The organism is Arthrobacter sp. BG3, from assembly GCF_056680185.1.
The window spans coordinates 4,281,554-4,301,546 of record NZ_CM155270.1 but is presented as its reverse complement, the minus strand read 5'-3'; the positions used below and the strand labels follow the sequence as shown (position 1 = coordinate 4,301,546).

At 67.3% G+C, this 19,993-nt stretch carries 15 protein-coding genes; 9 read left to right on the top strand and 6 right to left on the bottom strand.

Annotated elements, in window-relative coordinates; genetic code table 11:
* Nucleotides 1–49: 49 nt before the first annotated feature.
* A complete protein-coding gene (locus AC1MFL_RS19420) occupies nucleotides 50–601 on the top strand; it encodes a dihydrofolate reductase family protein (RefSeq protein ID WP_479812121.1) in 552 nt (183 codons plus the stop codon).
* Nucleotides 602–636: 35 nt separating this feature from the next.
* Here AC1MFL_RS19420 and AC1MFL_RS19415 read toward each other — a convergent pair whose 3' ends face one another.
* Nucleotides 637–1,101 carry a hotdog fold thioesterase gene (locus AC1MFL_RS19415; RefSeq protein WP_479812119.1) on the bottom strand — a complete coding sequence of 155 codons (465 nt, stop codon included), beginning with the start codon at nucleotides 1,099–1,101 and terminating at the stop codon, nucleotides 637–639.
* Between the two features lie 226 nt (nucleotides 1,102–1,327).
* Here AC1MFL_RS19415 and polA point away from each other — a divergent pair, with 226 nt between their 5' ends.
* From polA to AC1MFL_RS19395, 4 genes are all read left to right on the top strand, one after another.
* Nucleotides 1,328–3,988 (top strand): DNA polymerase I, encoded by a 2,661-nt coding sequence (gene polA / locus AC1MFL_RS19410; protein ID WP_479815584.1) that lies wholly within the window; start codon nucleotides 1,328–1,330, stop codon nucleotides 3,986–3,988.
* 76 nt (nucleotides 3,989–4,064) lie between these two features.
* Nucleotides 4,065–5,354 (top strand): GNAT family N-acetyltransferase, encoded by a 1,290-nt coding sequence (locus AC1MFL_RS19405; protein ID WP_479812117.1) that lies wholly within the window; start codon nucleotides 4,065–4,067, stop codon nucleotides 5,352–5,354.
* A 199-nt stretch (nucleotides 5,355–5,553) separates the two neighbouring features.
* On the top strand, nucleotides 5,554–7,035 hold the full coding sequence (gene rpsA, locus AC1MFL_RS19400; protein ID WP_024367487.1) for a 30S ribosomal protein S1: 1,482 nt from the start codon (nucleotides 5,554–5,556) through the stop codon (nucleotides 7,033–7,035).
* A gap of 458 nt (nucleotides 7,036–7,493) precedes the next feature.
* Nucleotides 7,494–7,922 (top strand): VOC family protein, encoded by a 429-nt coding sequence (locus AC1MFL_RS19395; RefSeq protein ID WP_479812115.1) that lies wholly within the window; start codon nucleotides 7,494–7,496, stop codon nucleotides 7,920–7,922.
* A 213-nt stretch (nucleotides 7,923–8,135) separates the two neighbouring features.
* Here the strand turns inward: AC1MFL_RS19395 and AC1MFL_RS19390 are convergent, their stop codons facing one another.
* Nucleotides 8,136–8,660: a GNAT family N-acetyltransferase gene (locus tag AC1MFL_RS19390; protein ID WP_479812113.1), complete on the bottom strand. Its 525-nt coding sequence runs from the start codon at nucleotides 8,658–8,660 to the stop codon at nucleotides 8,136–8,138.
* Nucleotides 8,644–9,345 carry an IMPACT family protein gene (locus AC1MFL_RS19385; RefSeq protein WP_479812111.1) on the bottom strand — a complete coding sequence of 234 codons (702 nt, stop codon included), beginning with the start codon at nucleotides 9,343–9,345 and terminating at the stop codon, nucleotides 8,644–8,646. Before AC1MFL_RS19385 ends, AC1MFL_RS19390 begins: the two co-directional genes overlap by 17 nt.
* A gap of 22 nt (nucleotides 9,346–9,367) precedes the next feature.
* On the opposite strand from AC1MFL_RS19385, the gene coaE reads away from it, so the two are divergent.
* The 4 genes from coaE (at nucleotide 9,368) to AC1MFL_RS19365 (ending at nucleotide 15,420) form a co-directional block, all read left to right on the top strand.
* Nucleotides 9,368–10,663 (top strand): dephospho-CoA kinase, encoded by a 1,296-nt coding sequence (coaE, locus tag AC1MFL_RS19380; RefSeq protein ID WP_479812109.1) that lies wholly within the window; start codon nucleotides 9,368–9,370, stop codon nucleotides 10,661–10,663.
* 40 nt (nucleotides 10,664–10,703) lie between these two features.
* Nucleotides 10,704–12,785 carry an excinuclease ABC subunit UvrB gene (gene uvrB, locus AC1MFL_RS19375; protein WP_479812107.1) on the top strand — a complete coding sequence of 694 codons (2,082 nt, stop codon included), beginning with the start codon at nucleotides 10,704–10,706 and terminating at the stop codon, nucleotides 12,783–12,785.
* A 177-nt stretch (nucleotides 12,786–12,962) separates the two neighbouring features.
* Nucleotides 12,963–13,991, top strand: coding sequence for a TerC family protein (locus AC1MFL_RS19370; protein ID WP_479812105.1), 1,029 nt, complete (start codon nucleotides 12,963–12,965; stop codon nucleotides 13,989–13,991).
* 97 nt (nucleotides 13,992–14,088) lie between these two features.
* Complete coding sequence (locus tag AC1MFL_RS19365; protein WP_479812103.1) at nucleotides 14,089–15,420, top strand: MFS transporter; 1,332 nt, start codon at nucleotides 14,089–14,091, stop codon at nucleotides 15,418–15,420.
* 77 nt (nucleotides 15,421–15,497) lie between these two features.
* Here the strand turns inward: AC1MFL_RS19365 and AC1MFL_RS19360 are convergent, their stop codons facing one another.
* The 3 genes from AC1MFL_RS19360 to AC1MFL_RS19350 form a co-directional block, all read right to left on the bottom strand.
* Nucleotides 15,498–16,769: an alpha/beta fold hydrolase gene (locus AC1MFL_RS19360; protein ID WP_479815582.1), complete on the bottom strand. Its 1,272-nt coding sequence runs from the start codon at nucleotides 16,767–16,769 to the stop codon at nucleotides 15,498–15,500.
* A 109-nt stretch (nucleotides 16,770–16,878) separates the two neighbouring features.
* On the bottom strand, nucleotides 16,879–17,379 hold the full coding sequence (locus AC1MFL_RS19355) for an N-acetyltransferase family protein (protein ID WP_479812101.1): 501 nt from the start codon (nucleotides 17,377–17,379) through the stop codon (nucleotides 16,879–16,881).
* Between the two features lie 55 nt (nucleotides 17,380–17,434).
* Nucleotides 17,435–19,981, bottom strand: a complete 2,547-nt coding sequence (locus AC1MFL_RS19350; RefSeq protein WP_479812099.1) for a DEAD/DEAH box helicase — start codon at nucleotides 19,979–19,981, stop codon at nucleotides 17,435–17,437.
* Nucleotides 19,982–19,993: the final 12 nt, after the last annotated feature.

The following is a 19,993-nucleotide window of genomic DNA, read 5'->3' as shown; positions in this document are numbered from 1 at the left end:
CCGGCGCGCAGGATGGGCACCGCGGCCCGGAGTGGCTAGGCTGGGGGACATGCCTGGTTTCCAGTATTTTGTGGCGTCCTCGCTGGACGGATTCATCGCCACCGCCGATGACAACCTGGACTGGTTGCTCCAGTTCGACGGCTTCGCCGGCGGCAAGGAAAGCTACGACGCCTTTATGGCGGACGTCGGCTGCATCGTGATGGGTGGCGAAACCTACGCCTGGCTGAGGAAGCACGAGCCTGGCAACTGGCCGTACCCCACCACGCCGTGCTGGGTGTTCACGCACCACGAGCACTCGGCGCCCAAAGGCGCGGACGTGACGTTCGTCCGCGGCCCCGTGGCCGAATTCGTCGAGGACCTCCGTGCCGTAGCGGGAGACCGGAACGTCTGGATCGTCGGCGGCGGGGTGCTCGCGGCCCAGTTTGCCGAGGCCTCCATGCTGGACGAGATCATCATCTCGATCATTCCCGTCGTGCTGGGCAGCGGCAAGGCGGTCCTGCCCCTGTCCCGGCCGACGGCGCCCCTGGAGTTGATCTCCTCGCACACCATGGGGCGGGGCATCGTGGAGCTGCACTACCGTTTCGGGCGCAATCCGGCGTAGCCGATCCCCGGCGTCGTGCCTACCAGGTGATGCCCCTACCCGGTTATGTCGCGGATCAGGTTGGTGATGCGGGCCGTGGACAGCCGGCGGCCGCTATCGTCCGTCATGACGATCTCATGCGTTGTCAGGGTCCGCCCGAGGTGGATTGCCGTGCACGTCCCGGTGACAGTGCCCGTGGTGATGGCCCGGTGATGCGTCGCGCTGACGTCGATCCCCAGTGCCTGGCGGTTCGGACCGGCGTGCATTCCAGCGGCAAAGGACCCGAGGGTCTCGGCCAAGACCACATGGGCGCCGCCGTGGAGAATACCCGCCACCTGTGTGTTGCCTTCCACCGGCATGGTGCCCACCGTCCGCTCGGGACCCAACTCCAGGAAATGGATCCCCATCTTCACCACCAGGGCGCCCACCCCGTATCGCCCCAGCCAGTCGTGCATTTCCTCGGGAATCCCGGCAGCCGCCAGTTCGGCCGCGTACGGGCCCGGCGTGAAATTGTCCATCATGGGAACTAGGCTGGCACCTGTGAGCGAAACTACCAAACCGGCCCTTTCCCCCTCAGCAACGCAGACAACAGCAGACACCGCACCCGGAACCGCGGCTGGCACCGCGCCGGCCACGGACGCCTCGCCGGTCCTCGTGGCGGAGCCCGCGAAGAAGCGCCGCCGCCCGGTCGCGGAGGTTTCCGCCACCGAGGCGCCGGTGATCCCGATCACCGACCAGCCCCGGCTGATGGTGCTCGACGGGCACTCCATGGCCTTCCGGGCCTTCTACGCCCTGCCCGCCGAGAACTTCGCCACGTCGACGGGCCAGCACACCAACGCGGTCCACGGCTTCACGTCGATGCTGATCAACCTGATCAAGGAGCAGAAGCCCACCCACGTCGCCGTGGCATTCGACGTCTCCGACGACACGACGTTCCGGAAAGCCGAATACGACGGCTACAAGGGCGGGCGGAACGAGACGCCCCGGGAATTCAGCGGGCAGATCGACCTGATCGAAAAGGTCATGACAGCCTGGGGCATCAAGACCATCAGCATGCCCGGCTTCGAAGCAGACGACATTCTTGCCACCCTCGCAGCCCAGGGCGAAGCCGCGGGCTTCGAGGTGCTGCTCGTCTCCGGCGACCGCGACACCTTCCAGCTCATTACCGACAACGTCTTCGTGCTCTACCCGAAGACCGGCGTGAGCAACATCCCCCGGATGGACGCCGCGGCCATCGAGACCAAGTACTTCGTGACGCCCCCGCAGTATTCCGACCTCGCCGCCCTGGTCGGGGAGTCGGCGGACAACCTTCCCGGTGTGCCCGGCGTCGGGCCCAAAACCGCCGCGAAGTGGATCAACCAGTACGGGGGACTGGAAGGCATCCTGGCGAACCTTGACTCGATCGGCGGCAAAGTCGGCGGCGCACTGCGGGAGCACATCGAGTCCGTCAAGCGGAACCGCCGGCTGAACCGCCTTCTCACGGATCTGGAGCTGCCCGTCTCGCTCAAGGAGCTGGAGGAGCCGCGCCCGGACAATGACGCGATCGAGGAGATCTTTGACCGGCTGGAGTTCAAGACGCTCCGCCCCCGGCTGTTCGCGCTCTACGCCGGCGACTCCGAGGATGCCGGGCAGGACAGCATCGAGGTCCCCGACTTCTCCGCCCTCAGCGACGCGGCGGAACTCAAGGCCTTCTTCGACGCCGGCAAGGGCCACCGCTCGGCCCTCGCCGTGGACTTCGCTCCCGGGCGGATTGCCGACGACGCCCCGGCCATTGCCGTGCTCCGCGGCGACGCAGCCGCGTACATCGACCTCACGGTGCTGGACGCCGAGGCTGAGGCCGTGCTGGCCGGCTGGCTGCTGGACCCGGAGGCGGCGAAGGTGACGCACGGTTTCAAAGCCGCCCTGAAGGCCTTCACTGCCCGGGGCCTCGGCCTGGACGGCGTCGTGGATGACACGTCAATATCCGGCTACCTGATCCAGCCGGACCGGCGCAGTTACGAGCTTGCCGAGCTTGCGCAGCACCACCTGAAGCTGAGCATCTCCACTGCGGCCGCGAAGACGGGCCAGCTGGAGCTTTCCTTCGGGGGAGAGGACGACGCCTCCGCCGGCGCGCTCGTGCAGCAGGCCGCCGTCGTGTTTGCCCTGAGCCGCCACTTCGAAACGGAGCTGAGGGTGCGGAAGGCGCAGGAGCTGCTGACCAGCCTGGAGCTTCCGGTCAGCCGGGTGCTGGCCCGGATGGAACTCGATGGCATCGGCGTGTCGATGGAGCGGATGAACGAACAGCTGGCCGACCTCGCCAAGGTGATCGACAACGCCCAGGAACTCGCGTTCGCCGCGATCGGCCACGAAGTGAACCTTGGCTCGCCCAAGCAGCTGCAGACCGTGCTTTTTGAGGAACTGGGGCTGCCCAAGACCAAGAAGATCAAGTCCGGCTACACCACGGACGCCGCCTCGCTGAAGACGCTGCTGGAGAAGACCGGCCACGAGTTCCTGGTCCAGCTCATGGCGCACCGTGAATCCGCGAAGCTGCGGCAGATGATCGAATCACTGAAGAAGTCCGTCGCCGAGGACGGCCGGATCCACACCACCTACGCCCAGAATGTCGCCGCCACCGGGCGTATCTCCTCGAACAACCCGAACCTGCAGAACATCCCGATCCGCAGCGAGGAAGGCCGGCGGGTCCGCAGCATCTTCGTGGTGAGCGAGGGCTACGACTGCCTGCTCTCGGCGGACTATTCGCAGATCGAAATGCGGATCATGGCGCACCTTTCCGGCGACCCCGGTCTGATCCAGGCGTACCAGGAGGGCGAGGACCTGCACCGCTTCGTCGGATCGCACATTTTCCACGTGCCCCCGGCCGAGGTGACGAGTGCGATGCGGTCCAAGGTTAAGGCGATGTCCTATGGCCTGGCCTACGGGCTGACGTCCTTCGGCCTGTCCAAACAGCTCGAAATCTCCGTGGACGAGGCCCGGACGCTGATGAAGGAGTACTTCGAGCGTTTCGGCGCGGTCCGCGACTACCTTCGCGGCGTGGTGGAACAGGCACGGATCGACGGCTACACCGCCACGATCGAGGGGCGGCGCCGCTACCTCCCGGACCTGACCAGCACCGACCGCCAGCTCCGGGAAATCGCGGAACGGGTGGCGTTGAACTCGCCGATCCAGGGTTCCGCCGCGGACATCATCAAACGCGCCATGCTCGGAGTTTCCGGCGCTCTGGCCGAACAGGGACTGAAATCGCGCATGCTGCTGCAGGTCCATGATGAACTGGTCCTCGAAGTGGCGCACGGGGAGCGGGAAGCCGTGGAGCAGCTGGTGACGGAACAGATGGGCTCGGCGGCGCAGCTGACCGTTCCGCTGGACGTGCAGATCGGCATCGGCTCGAGCTGGTACGAAGCAGGGCACTGACGCCCTGCATCGTTGGGCGTGTGTCGCTCCGCGCTTAGTCGTTGGGCGCTGTCAGGATTTCTAGGGGGAGAACTACATGGCAGGGAAGTATGAGATCCGTCGGTTCCGCGCGGCCGACAAAGGCGAACCCGGCTACGCGCTGGGGGCGGACTGGCTGCGTGGCGTCGGCGTCGGGTTCTACGACGAGCGGCACAAGGAAGAGTTCGTCGACAAGGTCATGACCATGTACCGGGTGGACAACCGCGAGATGACCGGGGTCTACCAGACCGGCGCCGTGGCGGACCGCTCCCTCCCGGCGGAGATCCCGGTGGCGACCTTCGGGACCCTGCGCAAGGACCTCAACATCGGCTACGGCCGTCAGCTCGAAGCACAGCTGATCACCGCCGTGACCGTCCGCGGAACCCACCGCCGGCAGGGCATCCTGCGCCGAATGATGACAGAGGACCTCGCCGCGTCCAAAGCCGACGGCCTGGCCATCGCGGCGCTGACGGCCTCGGAAGCGTCTATCTACGGCCGCTTCGGCTTTGGCGTCGCAACCTTCGAACGCAGCATCAAGGTCGACACCGGGCCGCGGTTCCGGCTGCGGCACACGCCGGCCGGCCCGGTGGAGATCGCCGACCGGAAAGTCCTGCTGGAACTGGCCCCGCGGGTGTTCGAACGCGTGCACCGCGTCACCCCGGGCTCAATCGTGCGGCAGGATGCCTACCGGCAGCGCAGCTCGGGAACCCTCGGCCAGGACGGCCCGGAGGACGAATCGGTCAGGTGCGCCCTGCACTACGGCGCCGACGGAAGCATCGACGGCTATGTGGCCTACAAGTTCTCCGGCTGGGACACCAAACCCCACACCATGGAAGTCATCGACCTCGTGGCGGCAACCGATTCCGGCTACCTGGACCTCTGGCAGTTCCTTGGCAGCCTCGACCTGATCCAGCGCGTCACCTGGGCCGAAGCGCCCATCGATGATCCGCTGGCATGGGCCCTTGAGGACCCGCGCTGCATCGAGTCCTCCGAGAACAGGGACATGCTCTGGCTCCGCATCCTTGACACGCCCAAGGCCCTCGGTGCGAGGCGTTACTCCTCCGACGGCAGCCTGCTCCTGCGCGTCACCGATGCCTTGGGCTTCGCGGACGGCACGTTCACGCTGACCGTCACCGGCGGCGAGGCACGGGTTTCGGCTGCTCCGGACGGCGCCGTTCCGGAGCTTTCCCTCGGCGTCGCGGAACTCGGGTCCGTCTATCTGGGCGCTGTCTGCCCGGTGACGCTGGCAGCCGCCGGCCGGATAACCGAGCACTCGCCCGGGGCGGCGCTGACGGCGCGACTCATGTTCGCCGTCGAACGTGCACCGCACTGCCTGACGCACTTCTAAACGGGTCCCAACCAACCCGTTGCGCTTTGACCCGCGTTCACGTATACGACTAGACTAAGCGGGCGTGTACTACGTGCGCGCATCTACAATCCACAAATCAGGATGACCCGGCGATATGCCGTGTTCTGTGCCCGTGTCGCCGACGCGGGCGCAGCGGTTTGCCTGACCGACTAACTATCCACAACGGAGCCCCTACTACATGACCATCACCTCCACCGAGAAGCCCGGTACCCCCGTAGTCGCAATTAACGACATCGGTACCGCTGAGGACTTCCTCGCAGCAGTCGACGCCACCATCAAGTACTTCAACGACGGAGACCTCGTCGAAGGTACCGTCGTCAAGGTCGACCGCGATGAAGTTCTGCTCGACATCGGTTACAAGACCGAAGGTGTCATTCCCTCCCGCGAGCTGTCCATCAAGCACGATGTTGATCCCGGAGACGTCGTCTCCGTTGGCGATCTCGTCGAAGCCCTGGTGCTCACCAAGGAAGACAAAGAAGGCCGCCTGATCCTCTCCAAGAAGCGCGCTCAGTACGAGCGTGCCTGGGGCGACATCGAGAAGGTCAAGGAAGAAGACGGTGTCGTCACCGGTACCGTCATCGAGGTTGTCAAGGGTGGTCTTATCCTCGACATCGGTCTGCGCGGCTTCCTGCCCGCATCCCTCGTCGAGATGCGCCGTGTGCGCGACCTTGCTCCGTACATCGGTCAGAAGATCGAAGCCAAAATCATCGAGCTGGACAAGAACCGCAACAACGTTGTGCTGTCCCGCCGTGCATGGCTCGAGCAGACCCAGTCCGAGGTCCGCTCCACGTTCCTCAACAAGCTGGAAAAGGGCCAGGTCCGTCCCGGCGTCGTTTCCTCCATCGTCAACTTCGGTGCCTTCGTGGACCTGGGCGGCGTAGACGGCCTCGTTCACGTTTCCGAGCTGTCCTGGAAGCACATCGACCACCCGTCCGAGGTTGTCGAAGTTGGCCAGGAAGTCACCGTCGAGGTTCTCGAGGTCGACCTGGACCGCGAGCGTGTGTCCCTGTCGCTCAAGGCTACGCAGGAAGATCCGTGGCAGACCTTCGCCCGCACCCACGCCCTCGGGCAGGTTGTTCCGGGTAAGGTCACCAAGCTGGTTCCGTTCGGCGCGTTCGTTCGCGTTGAAGACGGCATCGAAGGCCTGGTCCACATCTCCGAGCTCGCCGTGCGCCACGTTGAGCTGGCCGAGCAGGTTGTCTCCGTAGGGGATGAGCTGTTCGTCAAGGTCATCGACATCGACCTCGAACGCCGCCGCATCTCGCTGTCCCTCAAGCAGGCCAACGAGGGCGTCGACGCCGAGTCCACCGAATTCGATCCGGCTCTCTACGGCATGGCCGCTGAGTACGACGAAGAGGGCAACTACAAGTACCCGGAGGGCTTCGATCCGGAGTCCAACGAGTGGCTTGAAGGCTACGAGACGCAGCGCGCCGCCTGGGAGCAGCAGTACGCTGACGCCCAGACCCGCTGGGAAGCCCACAAGAAGCAGGTTGCCCAGCACGCTGCCGACGACGCTGCAGCTGCAACGTCCGGCGAGAGCGACTCCGGCACCACCAGCTACTCCTCTGAGCCGGCTGCAGCCGAGTCCAACACCGGTGGCGGCACGCTCGCTTCCGACGAGGCTCTTGCAGCACTGCGCGAGAAGCTGACCGGCAACTAATTGCCCACGGATCCCGGGGAGTCCGCTCCCCGGGGCTTGGCAGTTGGTAGCTTGAAGTAACACCGTGAAGGTGGCCGTCCCTGCGGGGGCGGCCACTTTTTCGTTTCCGGGACATGCCCCGCGGGCGCTCATCACGGGGGGACATGCCCGGTGCCGGGCGCCCGGCCAGGGGGACATGCCCAGTCCCCGGGCAGGCCACTGGACATATGGGCATTATGTCCAACCGTAGGCACGACGGCGGGGCATGCTCCAGCCGCGGAGACCGTGGCGCCGGGTGGACATGCCCAGTCCTGGCCGCGGTCCCTGGGCATCGTGGCATTATGTCCAACAGCAATTCCGGGGACTGGGCATGCCGGCCGGCGCCTCGGGCATCTGGCAACTGGAATCATTGACGTGGCCCTGGCTTCGCGTTCAAACTGGGCAGGTTGACTGTACGGAACACACTAGGGGGAGCGCTCATGGTTGAGATTTCGGGAAGTCCTCAAGCGGCTGACTCAGCAGGCATCGGGCCTTGGCCGAGGGGTATCGGCGCCATCACCTTGTTTGTCGAGGATCTGCCTCTTGCCAAGCGCTTCTACCACGATGTGTTCGGCCTGCCGGTAGCCTTCGAGGACGATGATTCGGCCGTTTTCAAGTTCGCGAACACCATGATCAATCTGTTGAAATCGTCCGAGGCTCCGGAACTAGTCGGACCCGCCATCGTGGCGGCCCCCGAGGCTGGATCCCGGATGCAGTTCACCATCGAGGTCGACAACGTCGACGCCATGTGCGCCGAACTGGCGAGCCGCGGCGTCGAGCTCCTGAACGGTCCGATGGACCGGCCGTGGGGGATCCGAACGGCCAGTTTCCGCGACCCAGGCGGCCACATCTGGGAGATAGCGCAATAGCGTCGGGGCAGCCGGGCTGACCCGGTCATCGCGGGGAAGGACCGGGTTCCGACGCAATCCTGAGTCGGATGCTGCCCTTCGCTGCACGGCCGGGTCATGGACATGTCCAGCCGTGGGTCCGGCCGATGGGCACAATGGGATTATGTCCAACCGCTATGACCAGGGCGGGGCATGTCCGGTGGGGGAGCCGGGCGGTGTGCACGAGCGCGGATGTCAGCGCAGCCGGATCCTGGCCTTGACCGGGACTGTGGCGTCGCCGGCCGCTTCGCCCTCCACGAGCTCGGCCCCGGCTGAGCGCAGGAGGGCCAGCGCCGCGGCATTCCCGGCGGTGGTGTCGGCCTCCAGCACTTCGGCGCCTGTTGCGGCCGCCTGGTCGATCACGAGACCAAGGGCGGCCCGGGCGATGCCGCGGCCGCGGAAGCCGCGGCCCAGCCAGATCCCGGTTTCCAGCGAGTCGGCCCCGGTCCGCTTGAGCCTGATCGATCCCGCGAGTTCCCCGTCGGCGCTGATGGCCCAGCTTTTTTGCCGCGCGGGGCCGTCGAGCCCTGCCGCCGCGTGGTGGTATTCGCGGAACCAGCTGATCCGTTCCGAATTCCAGCCGGCGGCGCTGCCCAGCGGAGGCGTCACCTCGTCGGCGTCGGCGTCCTGGATCGCCACGGTCAGGAGCTGCTCCAGGACAGCGTCGGAGACGTCGAGGAGGCGGACGGCGGCGGGGGAAGGCTCAGCCGAGGGGGACATCGATCCACTCCGTTTCTCCAGGCAGCAATTCGGCGGTTCCTGCTGACAGCGCGGCGAGCCGTTCCGCCGCGCGGGCCAGGTCCGCCCGGTCATCCGGCAGCGCAAGCCTCAGGACAGTAGTCTGCGCCTCATAACTGGTTTCGGCCATCACATATCCCGCGGCGCGCAGGTCGTTCTCCAGCCGTCCGGCCGCCGTGTGCGGCACCGTCACCGTGCAGATCCGCAGCCGGCGGCGCTGCACCAGCGGGGCCCGGTCAAGGGCGGCGGACACGGATTCGGAATAGGCCCGGACGAGTCCGCCGGCGCCGAGAAGGATTCCGCCGAAATAGCGCACGACGACGGCGGTCACGTCGCTCAGGTCCGTCACGCCGGGCGCGGTTTCACGCTTCAGCAGCGCGTCCAGCATCGGGAGGCCTGCCGTGCCGGAAGGCTCGCCGTCGTCGCTGGAGCGCTGCACATCGCGGTCCGGGCCGAGCACGAAGGCGGAGCAATGATGCCGGGCGTCGTGGAATTCCTTACGCAGCCCGGCGAGGACCGACCGGGCGCTGTCCTCATCGGCGGTGCGGTGCAGCACGGTGATGAAGCGGGAGCGCTTCACTTCGATCTCGTGGCGGAACTGCCGGCCAGCCGCCAGCGTGGTGTAAACGGTGGCCCTGCTCTCCGGGAAAACCGCATCATCAGCCACCGGATCAGTTTAGTCTGGTGTGGTGCTGAAAATCGGGTTGACGGGCGGCATCGCCTCGGGCAAGTCAGTGGCTGCCGCGCGCCTGCGCGAACTCGGGGCGGTGGTAATCGACGCCGACGCGCTGGCCCGAGAGGTCGTGGAACCCGGAACGCCGGGACTTGCCAGGGTCGTCGCGGCCTTCAGCAATGCCGTCCTGGCTCCCGACGGCGGCCTGGACCGGCCCAAGCTGGGCGGCCTCGTCTTTGGCAACCCGGAACGCCTCGCAGTGCTCAACGGCATCATCCATCCCCTCGTGCGGGAACGCGCCGCCGCACTGGCCGCCGCCGCGCCGAAGGGCGCCGTCGTGGTCCAGGACATTCCGTTGCTGGTCGAGACCGGCCAGGGCGCCAATTTCCATCTGGTCGTGGTGGTGGACGCCCCTGACGATGTCCGGGTGCAGCGCATGGTGCAGCACCGGCACCTGACCGTTGAGGAAGCCCGGGCCAGGATGGCCGCCCAGGCTACGCGGGAGGACCGGCTGGCCGCGGCCGACGTCGTCCTGGACAACTCGGGGTCAAAGGCCGAACTCCAGGACGCGGTGGACCGGCTCTGGAAGTTCCGGCTGGTGCCATTCGCCGGGAACCTGGCCAGGCGCCGCCTCGCACCGCGCACCGGCGGCCCGGTGCTCACGCCCGCCAACCCGGACTGGCCCGCACAGGCCGGCCGGCTGATGGCGCGGCTGCGCGTAGCCGCCGCGCAGGACATCCTGGCCCTGGACCATGTCGGGTCCACGGCCGTCCCCGGGCTCGATGCCAAGGACGTGCTCGACCTCCAGCTCGGCGTGGAGGACATGGCCGCGGCGGAACGGATCGCGCCGCTGCTCGCCGACGCCGGTTTCCCCGGCTGGCCCGGGATCACCTCCGACAACCCCAAGCCCTCCCACCCGGACCCGGCGGACTGGCGGAAACGGATGCACGGCAATGCGGACCCCGGGCGGGCTGTCAACGTCCATGTCCGCGCGGTGGGATCCCCGGGCTGGCGGTTCGCGCTGTGCTTCCGCGACTGGCTGCGGGACGACGCGGCCGCCCGCGCCGACTACCTGGCCGAGAAGCGCCGCGCCGCCAAACGGCACGGCGTGGACAAATCCACCGCCGGCTACGCCGCCGACAAGGAAGGCTGGTTCGCCAACTACGCCGCGCCTCGGATGGACGGGTGGGCGCGGCGCACGGGCTGGCAGCCGCCGCCGTACATCACCCCCGCGCCGGAGCGGGGGCCGGAGGCGGTCCCAGACGCGGCAGCGGGCCCGCACGGTAACGGTCCGGGTACTGCCCAAAGCTGAATCAGGACATCCTGTCGGAGCCCGGCGGTAGATTAGATACATGAGCCTTGCCCAGCAGATCAACCGTGTCGTGGCGCCCTTCGAGGTCATCAGCGAGTTCCAGCCGGCCGGCGACCAGCCGGCTGCGATCGCTGAACTGACCGAACGCATCAAGAATGGCGAGAAGGATGTGGTGCTGCTCGGCGCCACCGGCACCGGTAAGAGCGCGACGACGGCGTGGCTGATCGAACAGGTCCAGCGGCCCACCCTGGTGATGGTGCAGAACAAGACCCTTGCCGCGCAGCTCGTCAATGAATTCCGCGAGCTGCTCCCGAACAACGCCGTCGAGTACTTCGTCTCCTACTATGACTACTACCAGCCCGAAGCCTACGTGGCGCAGACTGACACCTTCATAGAGAAGGACTCCTCCGTCAACGAGGAAGTCGAACGGCTCCGGCACTCCGCCACCAACGCGCTGCTGACGCGCCGGGACGTGATCGTGGTCGCCACCGTGTCCTGCATCTATGGCCTGGGCACCCCGGAAGAGTACATCGCCGGCATGGTGACGCTCCGCAAGGGCGCCCAGATGAACCGCGATGATCTGCTCCGGAAATTCGTTTCCATGCAGTACTCCCGCAACGACATGGACTTCCACCGCGGCACGTTCCGGGTCCGCGGCGACACCGTGGAAATTATCCCCATGTACGAGGAGCTGGCGATCCGGATCGAGTTCTTCGGCGACGAGATCGAGAACATCTACACCCTGCACCCGCTCACCGGGGAAATCATCCGGGATGAGACCGAGATGTACGTTTTCCCGGCCTCGCACTACGTGGCCGGTCCGGAACGCATGGGCCGGGCGATCAAGCGGATCGAGGACGAGCTCGCCGAGCGGCTCCAGGTCCTGGAGAGCCAGAACAAGTTGGTGGAGGCGCAGCGCCTGCGGATGCGCACCACCTACGACCTCGAAATGATGCAGCAGATGGGCTTCTGCAACGGCATCGAGAACTACTCCAGCCACATCGACGGCCGCGCCCGCGGAACCGCACCGCACTGCCTCATCGACTACTTCCCGGACGACTTCCTCTTGGTGATCGACGAATCGCACGTCACCGTGCCGCAGATCGGCGCAATGTACGAGGGCGACATGTCCCGGAAGCGGAACCTCGTGGACCACGGCTTCCGGCTGCCCTCCGCCATGGACAACCGGCCGCTGAAGTGGGACGAGTTCCAGGACCGCGTGGGCCAGACCGTCTACCTCTCCGCCACGCCGGGCAAGTATGAGCTCGGCAAGGCTGACGGGTTCGTGCAGCAGATCATCCGGCCCACCGGACTGATCGACCCCGAGATCGTCGTCAAGCCCACCAAGGGCCAGATCGATGACCTGCTCGGGGAAATCAAGACCCGCACGGCAAAGAACGAGCGCGTCCTGGTCACCACCCTGACCAAGCGGATGGCCGAGGACCTCACCGACTACCTGCTGGGCCACGGAGTGAAGGTCGAATACCTGCACTCGGACGTGGACACCCTGCGCCGGGTGGAGCTGCTCCGCGAGCTCCGGATGGGTGTCTTCGACGTGCTGGTGGGCATCAACCTGCTCCGCGAAGGCCTGGACCTGCCCGAGGTGTCGCTGGTGAGCATCCTGGATGCGGACAAGGAAGGCTTCCTGCGCTCTGCGACCTCGCTGATCCAGACGGTCGGCCGTGCCGCCCGCAACGTCTCCGGCGAGGTCCACATGTACGCGGACCGGATCACCGATTCGATGGCCAAGGCCATCGACGAGACCAACCGGCGCCGCGAGATCCAGGTGGCCTACAACACCAAGCATGGGATCGACCCGCAGCCGCTGCGGAAGAAGATCGCCGACATCACCGACCAGATCGCCAAGGAGGACGCCGACACCCGCGAACTCCTCGCCAACGCCGGCAAGGCACGCGGCAAGGGCAAGGGCGCCACCAAGGTGCGGGCGGACGGCCTGGCGGCGGCACCCGCCGAGGACCTCGTGGGCCTGATCGAGCAGCTCACCGAACAGATGCACGCCGCCGCCGGGGAGCTCCAGTTCGAACTCGCCGCGCGGCTGCGTGACGAGGTGGGGGAGCTGAAGAAGGAACTGCGCCAGATGCAGGCCGCCGGACACGCCTAGGGTAATGTGGGTCAGACGTAGGGGAGTATCCCAAGCGCTACGATCGTCAACACGTATGGCACAGATGCCCTGCCGGGCGTAGCGGGCAGCCACGCAGTACCAGGTACGTTGTACCGGACATGCGGGCCAGTCGGAGAGACTTACACCGATGAGTCACACCCTGCGAAAGGAACCTTCGTGCCCGAACTTCCCGTCTGGTTCGAGATCGGCTCCTTTGTCGTTCTCGGCATCATCCTGGCCATTGACCTGCTGCTGGTCCTAAAACGTCCGCACGAGCCCTCCATGAAGGAAGCCGGCCTGTGGGTGTCCTTCTACATTGCCCTCGCCCTGCTCTTCGCCGGAGCCATGTTCGCCTTCACCGGCCCTGAGTACGGCGGCCAGTTCATCGCCGGCTGGGTCACGGAATACAGCCTCAGCATCGACAACCTGTTCGTCTTCATCATCATCATGGCCCGCTTCTCGGTACCCCGTAAGTACCAGCAGGAAGTGCTGATGGTCGGCATCATCATCGCGCTGATCCTCCGCGGCATCTTCATCCTGCTCGGCGCCATCGTGATCGAACAGTTCAGCTGGGTCTTCTACATCTTCGGCGTCTTCCTGCTCTGGACCGCCTGGAAGCAGGCCCAGGACGACGGTGAGGATGAAGAGGACAAGGAAAATCCGCTCATCGCCCGGATCCGCAAGGTCCTGCCCATGTCGGAGAAGTTCGACGGCGGCAAGCTGCGCACCGTCGTCGACGGCAAGAAGGTCTTCACCCCCATGCTGATCGTCTTCGTGACCATCGGGCTCACGGACCTGCTCTTCGCGGTGGACTCGATCCCGGCCATCTTCGGCCTGACCCAGAGCGCCTTCATCGTTTTCACCGCCAACATTTTCGCCCTGATGGGCCTGCGGCAGCTCTACTTCCTGCTCGGCGGACTGATGACACGCCTGATCTACCTGAAGCACGCACTCTCGGTGATCCTGGCGTTCATCGGCGTGAAGCTGGTCCTGCACGCCATGCACGTCAACGAGCTGCCCTTCATCAACGGCGGCCAGCACATCGAGTGGGCGCCCGAGATCCCGACGTACGTCTCCCTCGGGGTGATCATCGGCACCATCATCATCGCCGTCATCGCGAGCCTGATCAGCTCCAAGTCCTCGCAGTCGAAGCTGGACGCGCGGCTGGAAGAGGACTCCCGCAAGAGCCTGAGCGACGCCGAGTAGCCTCACGGTTCGGCTAGGCTCGGACCGTGAAAATATTTGACGCTGCAGCAGTACACGGTACGGCGCTGGACCCGCAACGGGTCCAGCGCCGTACCGTTTGGGTGCTGAGTACGGCCCAGCTGCTCAGCGGGGTGGCGGCGGGGCCAGCCTGTCCGTCGGGTCCCTGCTGGCGGTCCAGCTCTCCGGCTCGAACGCCTGGGCCGGCTCAGTCACCACCACCATGACCCTCGGAGCCGCGGCGGCAGCCCTGCCCCTCGCCGGGCTCGCCGGACGGCATGGCCGGCGGGCCTCCCTCATCACGGGTCTGCTCTCCGCCATGGCCGGGGCCCTGCTGGTGATCGTCGCCACGGTCACGGGCAGCTTCCCGGTCCTGCTGCTCGCCGCAGCCCTGCTGGGACTCGGCACGGCCGCCAACCTGCAGGCCCGCTTCGCCGCCGTCGACCTCGCCGAACCGGAACACCGCGGCCGTTCCCTGGCGATCGTGGTGTGGGCCGTGACCATCGGCGCTGTCGCCGGCCCGAACCTGATCCGCCCCGGCGCCCTGGTCGGGGAGGCCCTCGGCCTGCCGGCGCTGGCCGGACCCTTTGTCTTCTCGACGGCGGGGCTGGCAACGGCCGCTTTGCTGCTGCTCATCGGCCTACGCCCGGATCCGCTGCTGCTGGCCGCCCGGCTCCGCACCGGCGGGGGGCAGCAGCCCGCCGCCGGAGGCAGTGCCGCAGCGGCCACCCCAGCCGCGGCCACAGGCACCAGCAGGACGCGCGGGCGGCACGGCCTCCGTCACGGCATGCGGGCCATCCGCGCCTCACCGCGGGCCGCGCTGGCCCTCCTTGCCGTCATCGCAGCGCACGGCTGCATGGCCGCGGTGATGTCGATGACGCCCCTGCACCTGCAACTGCTGAGCGAGGGGCCCCCGGCCGGCATGCCGGCCGGCCACGCCCACGCCGCCAGCACCGACGTGCTGGTCCTGATCGGATTCACCATCTCGCTGCATATCGCCGGGATGTACGCGCTCTCACCGGTCATGGGCTGGCTGACGGACAAGGCCGGCCGGCTCCCGGTCATCCTGCTGGGCCACGGCCTGATCCTGCTGTCGGTCCTCGTGGCCGGTTTCGGCCAGGCCCAGCCGGTCCTGGTGACGGCCGGCCTGGTGCTGCTCGGGCTGGGCTGGTCCGCGGCCACCATCGCCGGTTCCACCCTGCTCGCCGAAAGCGTCAGCGGCGAGGACCGCGTCCTTGTCCAGGGCGTCTCGGACACCATGATGGGGGTCGCCGGCGCGGTCGGCGCCGGGTTCTCCGGAGTGGTGATGGCCGGTGCCGGCTACCAGGGCCTCAATCTGGCGGCCGCTGCCGTCGCGGCTGTGGTGTTCGCCGTCGCCCTCCGCGCCGCCGCGCAGGGCCCCAGCGCATCAGCGGGCACCCTGGCGCCGTAGCCCAGGGCCGCAGCGCATCAGCGGGGACCCTGGCGCAGTAGCCCGGGGCCCGGGCCGTCCCGCTCTTTCAGTACGGTTCAGTCCCGGACGGAGCGCGTCAAGCCCAGGAGACGGGAGAAGATGCCCTCCCCGTCGTCCGCGATGCCGTCATGGTGGAAGTCCGCCGACTCCCAGACCTGCAGGCCGCGGACGGCCGCGGCCGTCTCGAGCGAGAGATCGCGGTCGACGTAGATGTCCTCGCTGTACACGGCGGCGGCCACCGGCACGGTGTTGCGCGCGAGCCGGTCGGGATCGTAGAGCGGGGCCCAGTCGTCCTTTTCGGCGAGGAGCCGGGCAACGTTCCGCAGCGGCCGGAGGGCGGGATCCTGCTCGAAGTACCAGGGGTAGACCATTTCGCCGGTGAGCAGCGGCTCAGGGGCGTCCGGGGAGAACTCCGGGAAGTCCTGCAGCACCCGCCACGCGGCCCAGTCCGTGGACTCGCCCTGGCCGTAGATGGATTCGTGCATCACCGCGTAGAGCGGGTTGGCGGACCTGGACACCAGTCCGCGGACCTGGTCAAGGAAGGCGTCCGAAAGGCGGTCGCCGCCGGGTGTGGCAACGAAGGCATCCTCCAGCAGGTGGTGCAGGGCATCCACCCTGGTATTTCCGCCCAGGAAGGACCCGACCATCTGGAAGCGTTCCACGGTGAGCCGTTCTCCGTCGGGCAGGAATTCCTCCGTACCGCGGAGGTGCCGGGCGATCCGGGTGACCGCCACCCGGTCATCGGGATACCGTCCGAAGTATTCGGCGTTGCGCGCCGCCACCCGGCGGAACGTGGACTGGTAGACCCGGTCCGCCGGCCCCGAGAGCGGAGCGAGGCCGCCGGTGATCAGGGCCTCACGCAGGCCCTCGGGGGCGAAGGAGAGGTAGCTGAGCGCACAGAAGCCGCCGTAGCTCTGGCCGTAGATTGTCCACGGCCCGGAGCCCAGGGCCAGCCGGAGCGCCTCGGCGTCGGCGACGATCGAATCCGCCCGGAAATGCGCCAGGTAGTCCGCCTGGTCGGCCTCGGTCCCGCGCAGCGGCAGTGTGTTGCGGTCGATAGGGGACGAGAGGCCGGTGCCGCGCTGGTCGAGCATGAGGATGCGGAAGTCCCTCGCGGCGGCTTTGCTCCAGCCGCCGAGCGCCGGGAGACGGTTGCCGCGCCCGCCTGGGCCGCCCTGGAGGTAGAGCAGCCACGGGAGCTGGGCCGCTTCTTCCGCGCTGTGCTCGGCAGAGACGTATTCGCGGGCAAAGACGGTGATGGTCTCGCCGGCCGGCCCGCCACCGAAGTGGTCCAGCGGCACCTCGAAGTAGTGTTCCGCGGTGCGCATTCCGCGGTATTCGTACCGGGCCTTGATGGTGTGGGGGACCGCGGGCCGCGCAGCCTCCAGCAGATCCGCGGCGCCAGACCCGATCACGGGCCGGTCCGCCACGGGCCGGTCAGCCACGGGCCTGGGCCTTGCGGTCGGCGCCAAAGGCTTCCAGCGCCTCGCCGGTGAGCCGGAAGGTGGACCAACCGTCCATCGGAGCGGCGCCGAGCCTCCGGTAGAAATTGATGGAGGGCTCGTTCCAGTCCAGCACGCTCCATTCGACGCGGGCGTAGCCGCGGTCGACGGCGGTGGCGGCCAGGTGCTGCAGGAGGGCCTTGCCGTGGCCTTCGCCGCGGGCCTCGGGCCGGACGTAGAGGTCCTCCAGGTAAATGCCGTGGACGCCCTCCCAGGTGGAATAGTTCAGGAACCAGAGGGCGAAGCCCCGGACGTCCCCGTCGTCGTTTTCGGCCATCGCCGCGAACACCCGCGGGTTCTCGCCAAACAGGGCCTCGGTGAGCATCCCGGGGGTGTTCCGGACGGCATCCGGTTCCCTCTCGTAGCTTGCCAGGTCATGGATCATCTGCAGGATTGCGGGGACGTCGTTCGCCGTCGCGGGCCGGATTACGCTCATGGTCCGAGTTTACCCGGGGCGGTCGGGGGCTGCCGGACCGAGGTTGCCGGCAGGCCTAGAGCCGGTTGACGTCCGTCACCCGCACGACGGCGGTGCCGGTCTCGTCGGATGCCGCGAGGTCCACCTCGGCGGAGATGCCCCAGTCGTGGTTGCCGGCAGGGTCCTCGAAGATCTGCCGGACCTTCCACGTCCCGGGCTCCTCAGTGATGATGAGCAGGCCCGGGCCGCGGGCGTCCGGCCCGGTGCCGATGTCGTTGTGTTCGTCGAAGTAGTCATCCAGCATGTCCTCCCAGCGCTCGGAATCCCAGCCGGATCCGGCATCAAGCTCGCCGAGGGCGGCGGCGTCCTCGTCCGCGAAGAGTTCCACCCGCCGGAACATCTCATTGCGGACCATCACCCGGAAGGCGCGGACGTTGGAGGTCAGGGACGGCGGCGGGGGCGGGGGAGCGTCGTGCGGCGTCGGGGCCTTACCGGAGGTGAGCTCCTCCCACTCATCGAGCAGGCTGGAGTCGACCTGGCGGACCAGTTCGCCGAGCCACGCGATGAGGTCCTCGAGGTCCTCCCGGAGGGCGTCCTGCGGGACGGTCTGCCGCAGCGCCTTGAAGCCGTCCGCAAGGTAGCGCAGCACGATGCCCTCCGAGCGCGCCAGTCCGTAGAACTGGACGAACTCCCCGAAGTTCATCGCCCGTTCGTACATATCCCGGACCACGGACTTGGGCGCCAGCTCGAAATCGCCGATCCACGGCGCGGCCCGGCGGTAGACATCGAAGGCCTCCCCGAGGATTTCCGCGAGCGGCTGCGGGTAGGTGACCTCCTCCAGCATGGCCATGCGCTGGTCGTACTCGATGCCGTCGGCCTTCATCGCGGCGATCGCGTCACCGCGCGCCTTCTTTTGCTGCGCTGAGAGGATCTGCCGCGGCTTTTCCAGCGTGGACTCAATCACGGACACCACGTCCAGGGCGTACGACGGCGACTCCGGATCCAGTAGCTCCAGCGCCGCGAGTGCGAAGGGGGACAGCGGCTGGTTCAGGGCGAAGTTGGCCTGCAGATGGACCGTCAGGCGGACCGTGCGGCCGTCCCCGCCCTGCTCCTCAAGCGGGATCCGTTCCACGACGCCGGCGGCCAGCAGCTCGCGGTAGATGCCCAGGGCCCGCTTCATCAGCTGCAGCTGGGATGAACGCGGCTCATGGTTTTCGGTGAGCAGCCGGCGGGCGGCCTTGAACGGATCGCCCGGCCGTTCCATCAGGTTCATCAGCATCGCGTGGGTGACGGTGAAGCTGGACGTGAGCGGATCCGGGACGGATTCCACAAGGCGCTTGTATGTCGGTTCGCCCCAGGACACGAAGCCCTCGGGCGGCTTCTTCTTGACCACCTGGCGGAGCTTCTTCTGGTCGTCGCCGAACTTGGCCGTGGCCTTGGCCATCGCCTTGACGTTCTCGGTGACGTGCTCCGGGGCCTGCACCACGACAGTGCCGGCGGTGTCGTAGCCGGCCCGTCCGGCACGTCCGGCGATCTGGTGGAATTCGCGGGAGTTCAGCAGCCGGGTGCGGACGCCGTCGTACTTGCTCAGCGCGGTGAACAGCACGGTGCGGATGGGGACGTTGATGCCCACACCGAGCGTGTCGGTCCCGCAGATGACCTTGAGCAGCCCGGCCTGGGCGAGCTGTTCCACCAGCCGGCGGTATTTGGGCAGCATGCCGGCGTGGTGCACACCGATGCCGTGCCGGACCAGCCGGTTGAGGGTCTTGCCGAAGCCGGCCGCGAAGCGGAACCCGGCGATCAGCTCGGCAATTTTGTCCTTCTCCTCGCGGGTGCAGACGTTGATGCTCATCAGGTTCTGGGCCCGGTCAATTGCCTCGACCTGGCTGAAGTGCACCACGTAGACGGGAACCTGCTTGGTGGCGAGGAGTTCCTCCAGCGTCTCGTGCACCGGCGTCTGCTCGTAGTAGTAGTGCAGCGGGATGGGCCGCTCCGCCGAACTGACGGTCGTCGTCGGGCGGCCGGTCAGCGCGGTGATGCCGGCTTCGAACCGGCTGACGTCGCCGAGCGTGGCGGACATCAGCAGGAACTGCGCCTGCGGGAGCTCCAGCAGGGGGACCTGCCAGGCCCAGCCGCGTTGCGGGTCGGAGTAGAAGTGGAACTCGTCCATGATTACGGCGCCGAGTTCTGCGGCGGCACCCTCGCGGAGTGCGATGTTGGCCAGGATCTCCGCAGTGCAGCAGATGATGGGGGCGTCCTGGTTGACGCCGGAATCGCCGGTGATCATGCCGACGTTCTCGGCGCCGAAGATCTCGCACAGGGCGAAGAACTTCTCCGAGACGAGCGCCTTGATGGGGGCGGTGTAGTAACTGCGCTGTCCGCGCGCCATGGCCTGGAAGTGCAAGGCGATGGCAACCAGGGATTTGCCGGAACCGGTGGGGGTCGCCAGGATCACGTTGGCGCCGGAGGCAAGCTCCATGATGGCCTCGTCCTGGGCGGTGTACAGGGCCAGCCCGCGGGTTTCCGTCCACTCGACGAAGCGGGTGTAGAGCTCGTCCGGGTCGAGTCCGGCGCGGCTGGGGACCCGGGCGGCCGGGGCGGGGAGCTGATCTACAAGTTTCATTGCTCACCAGCT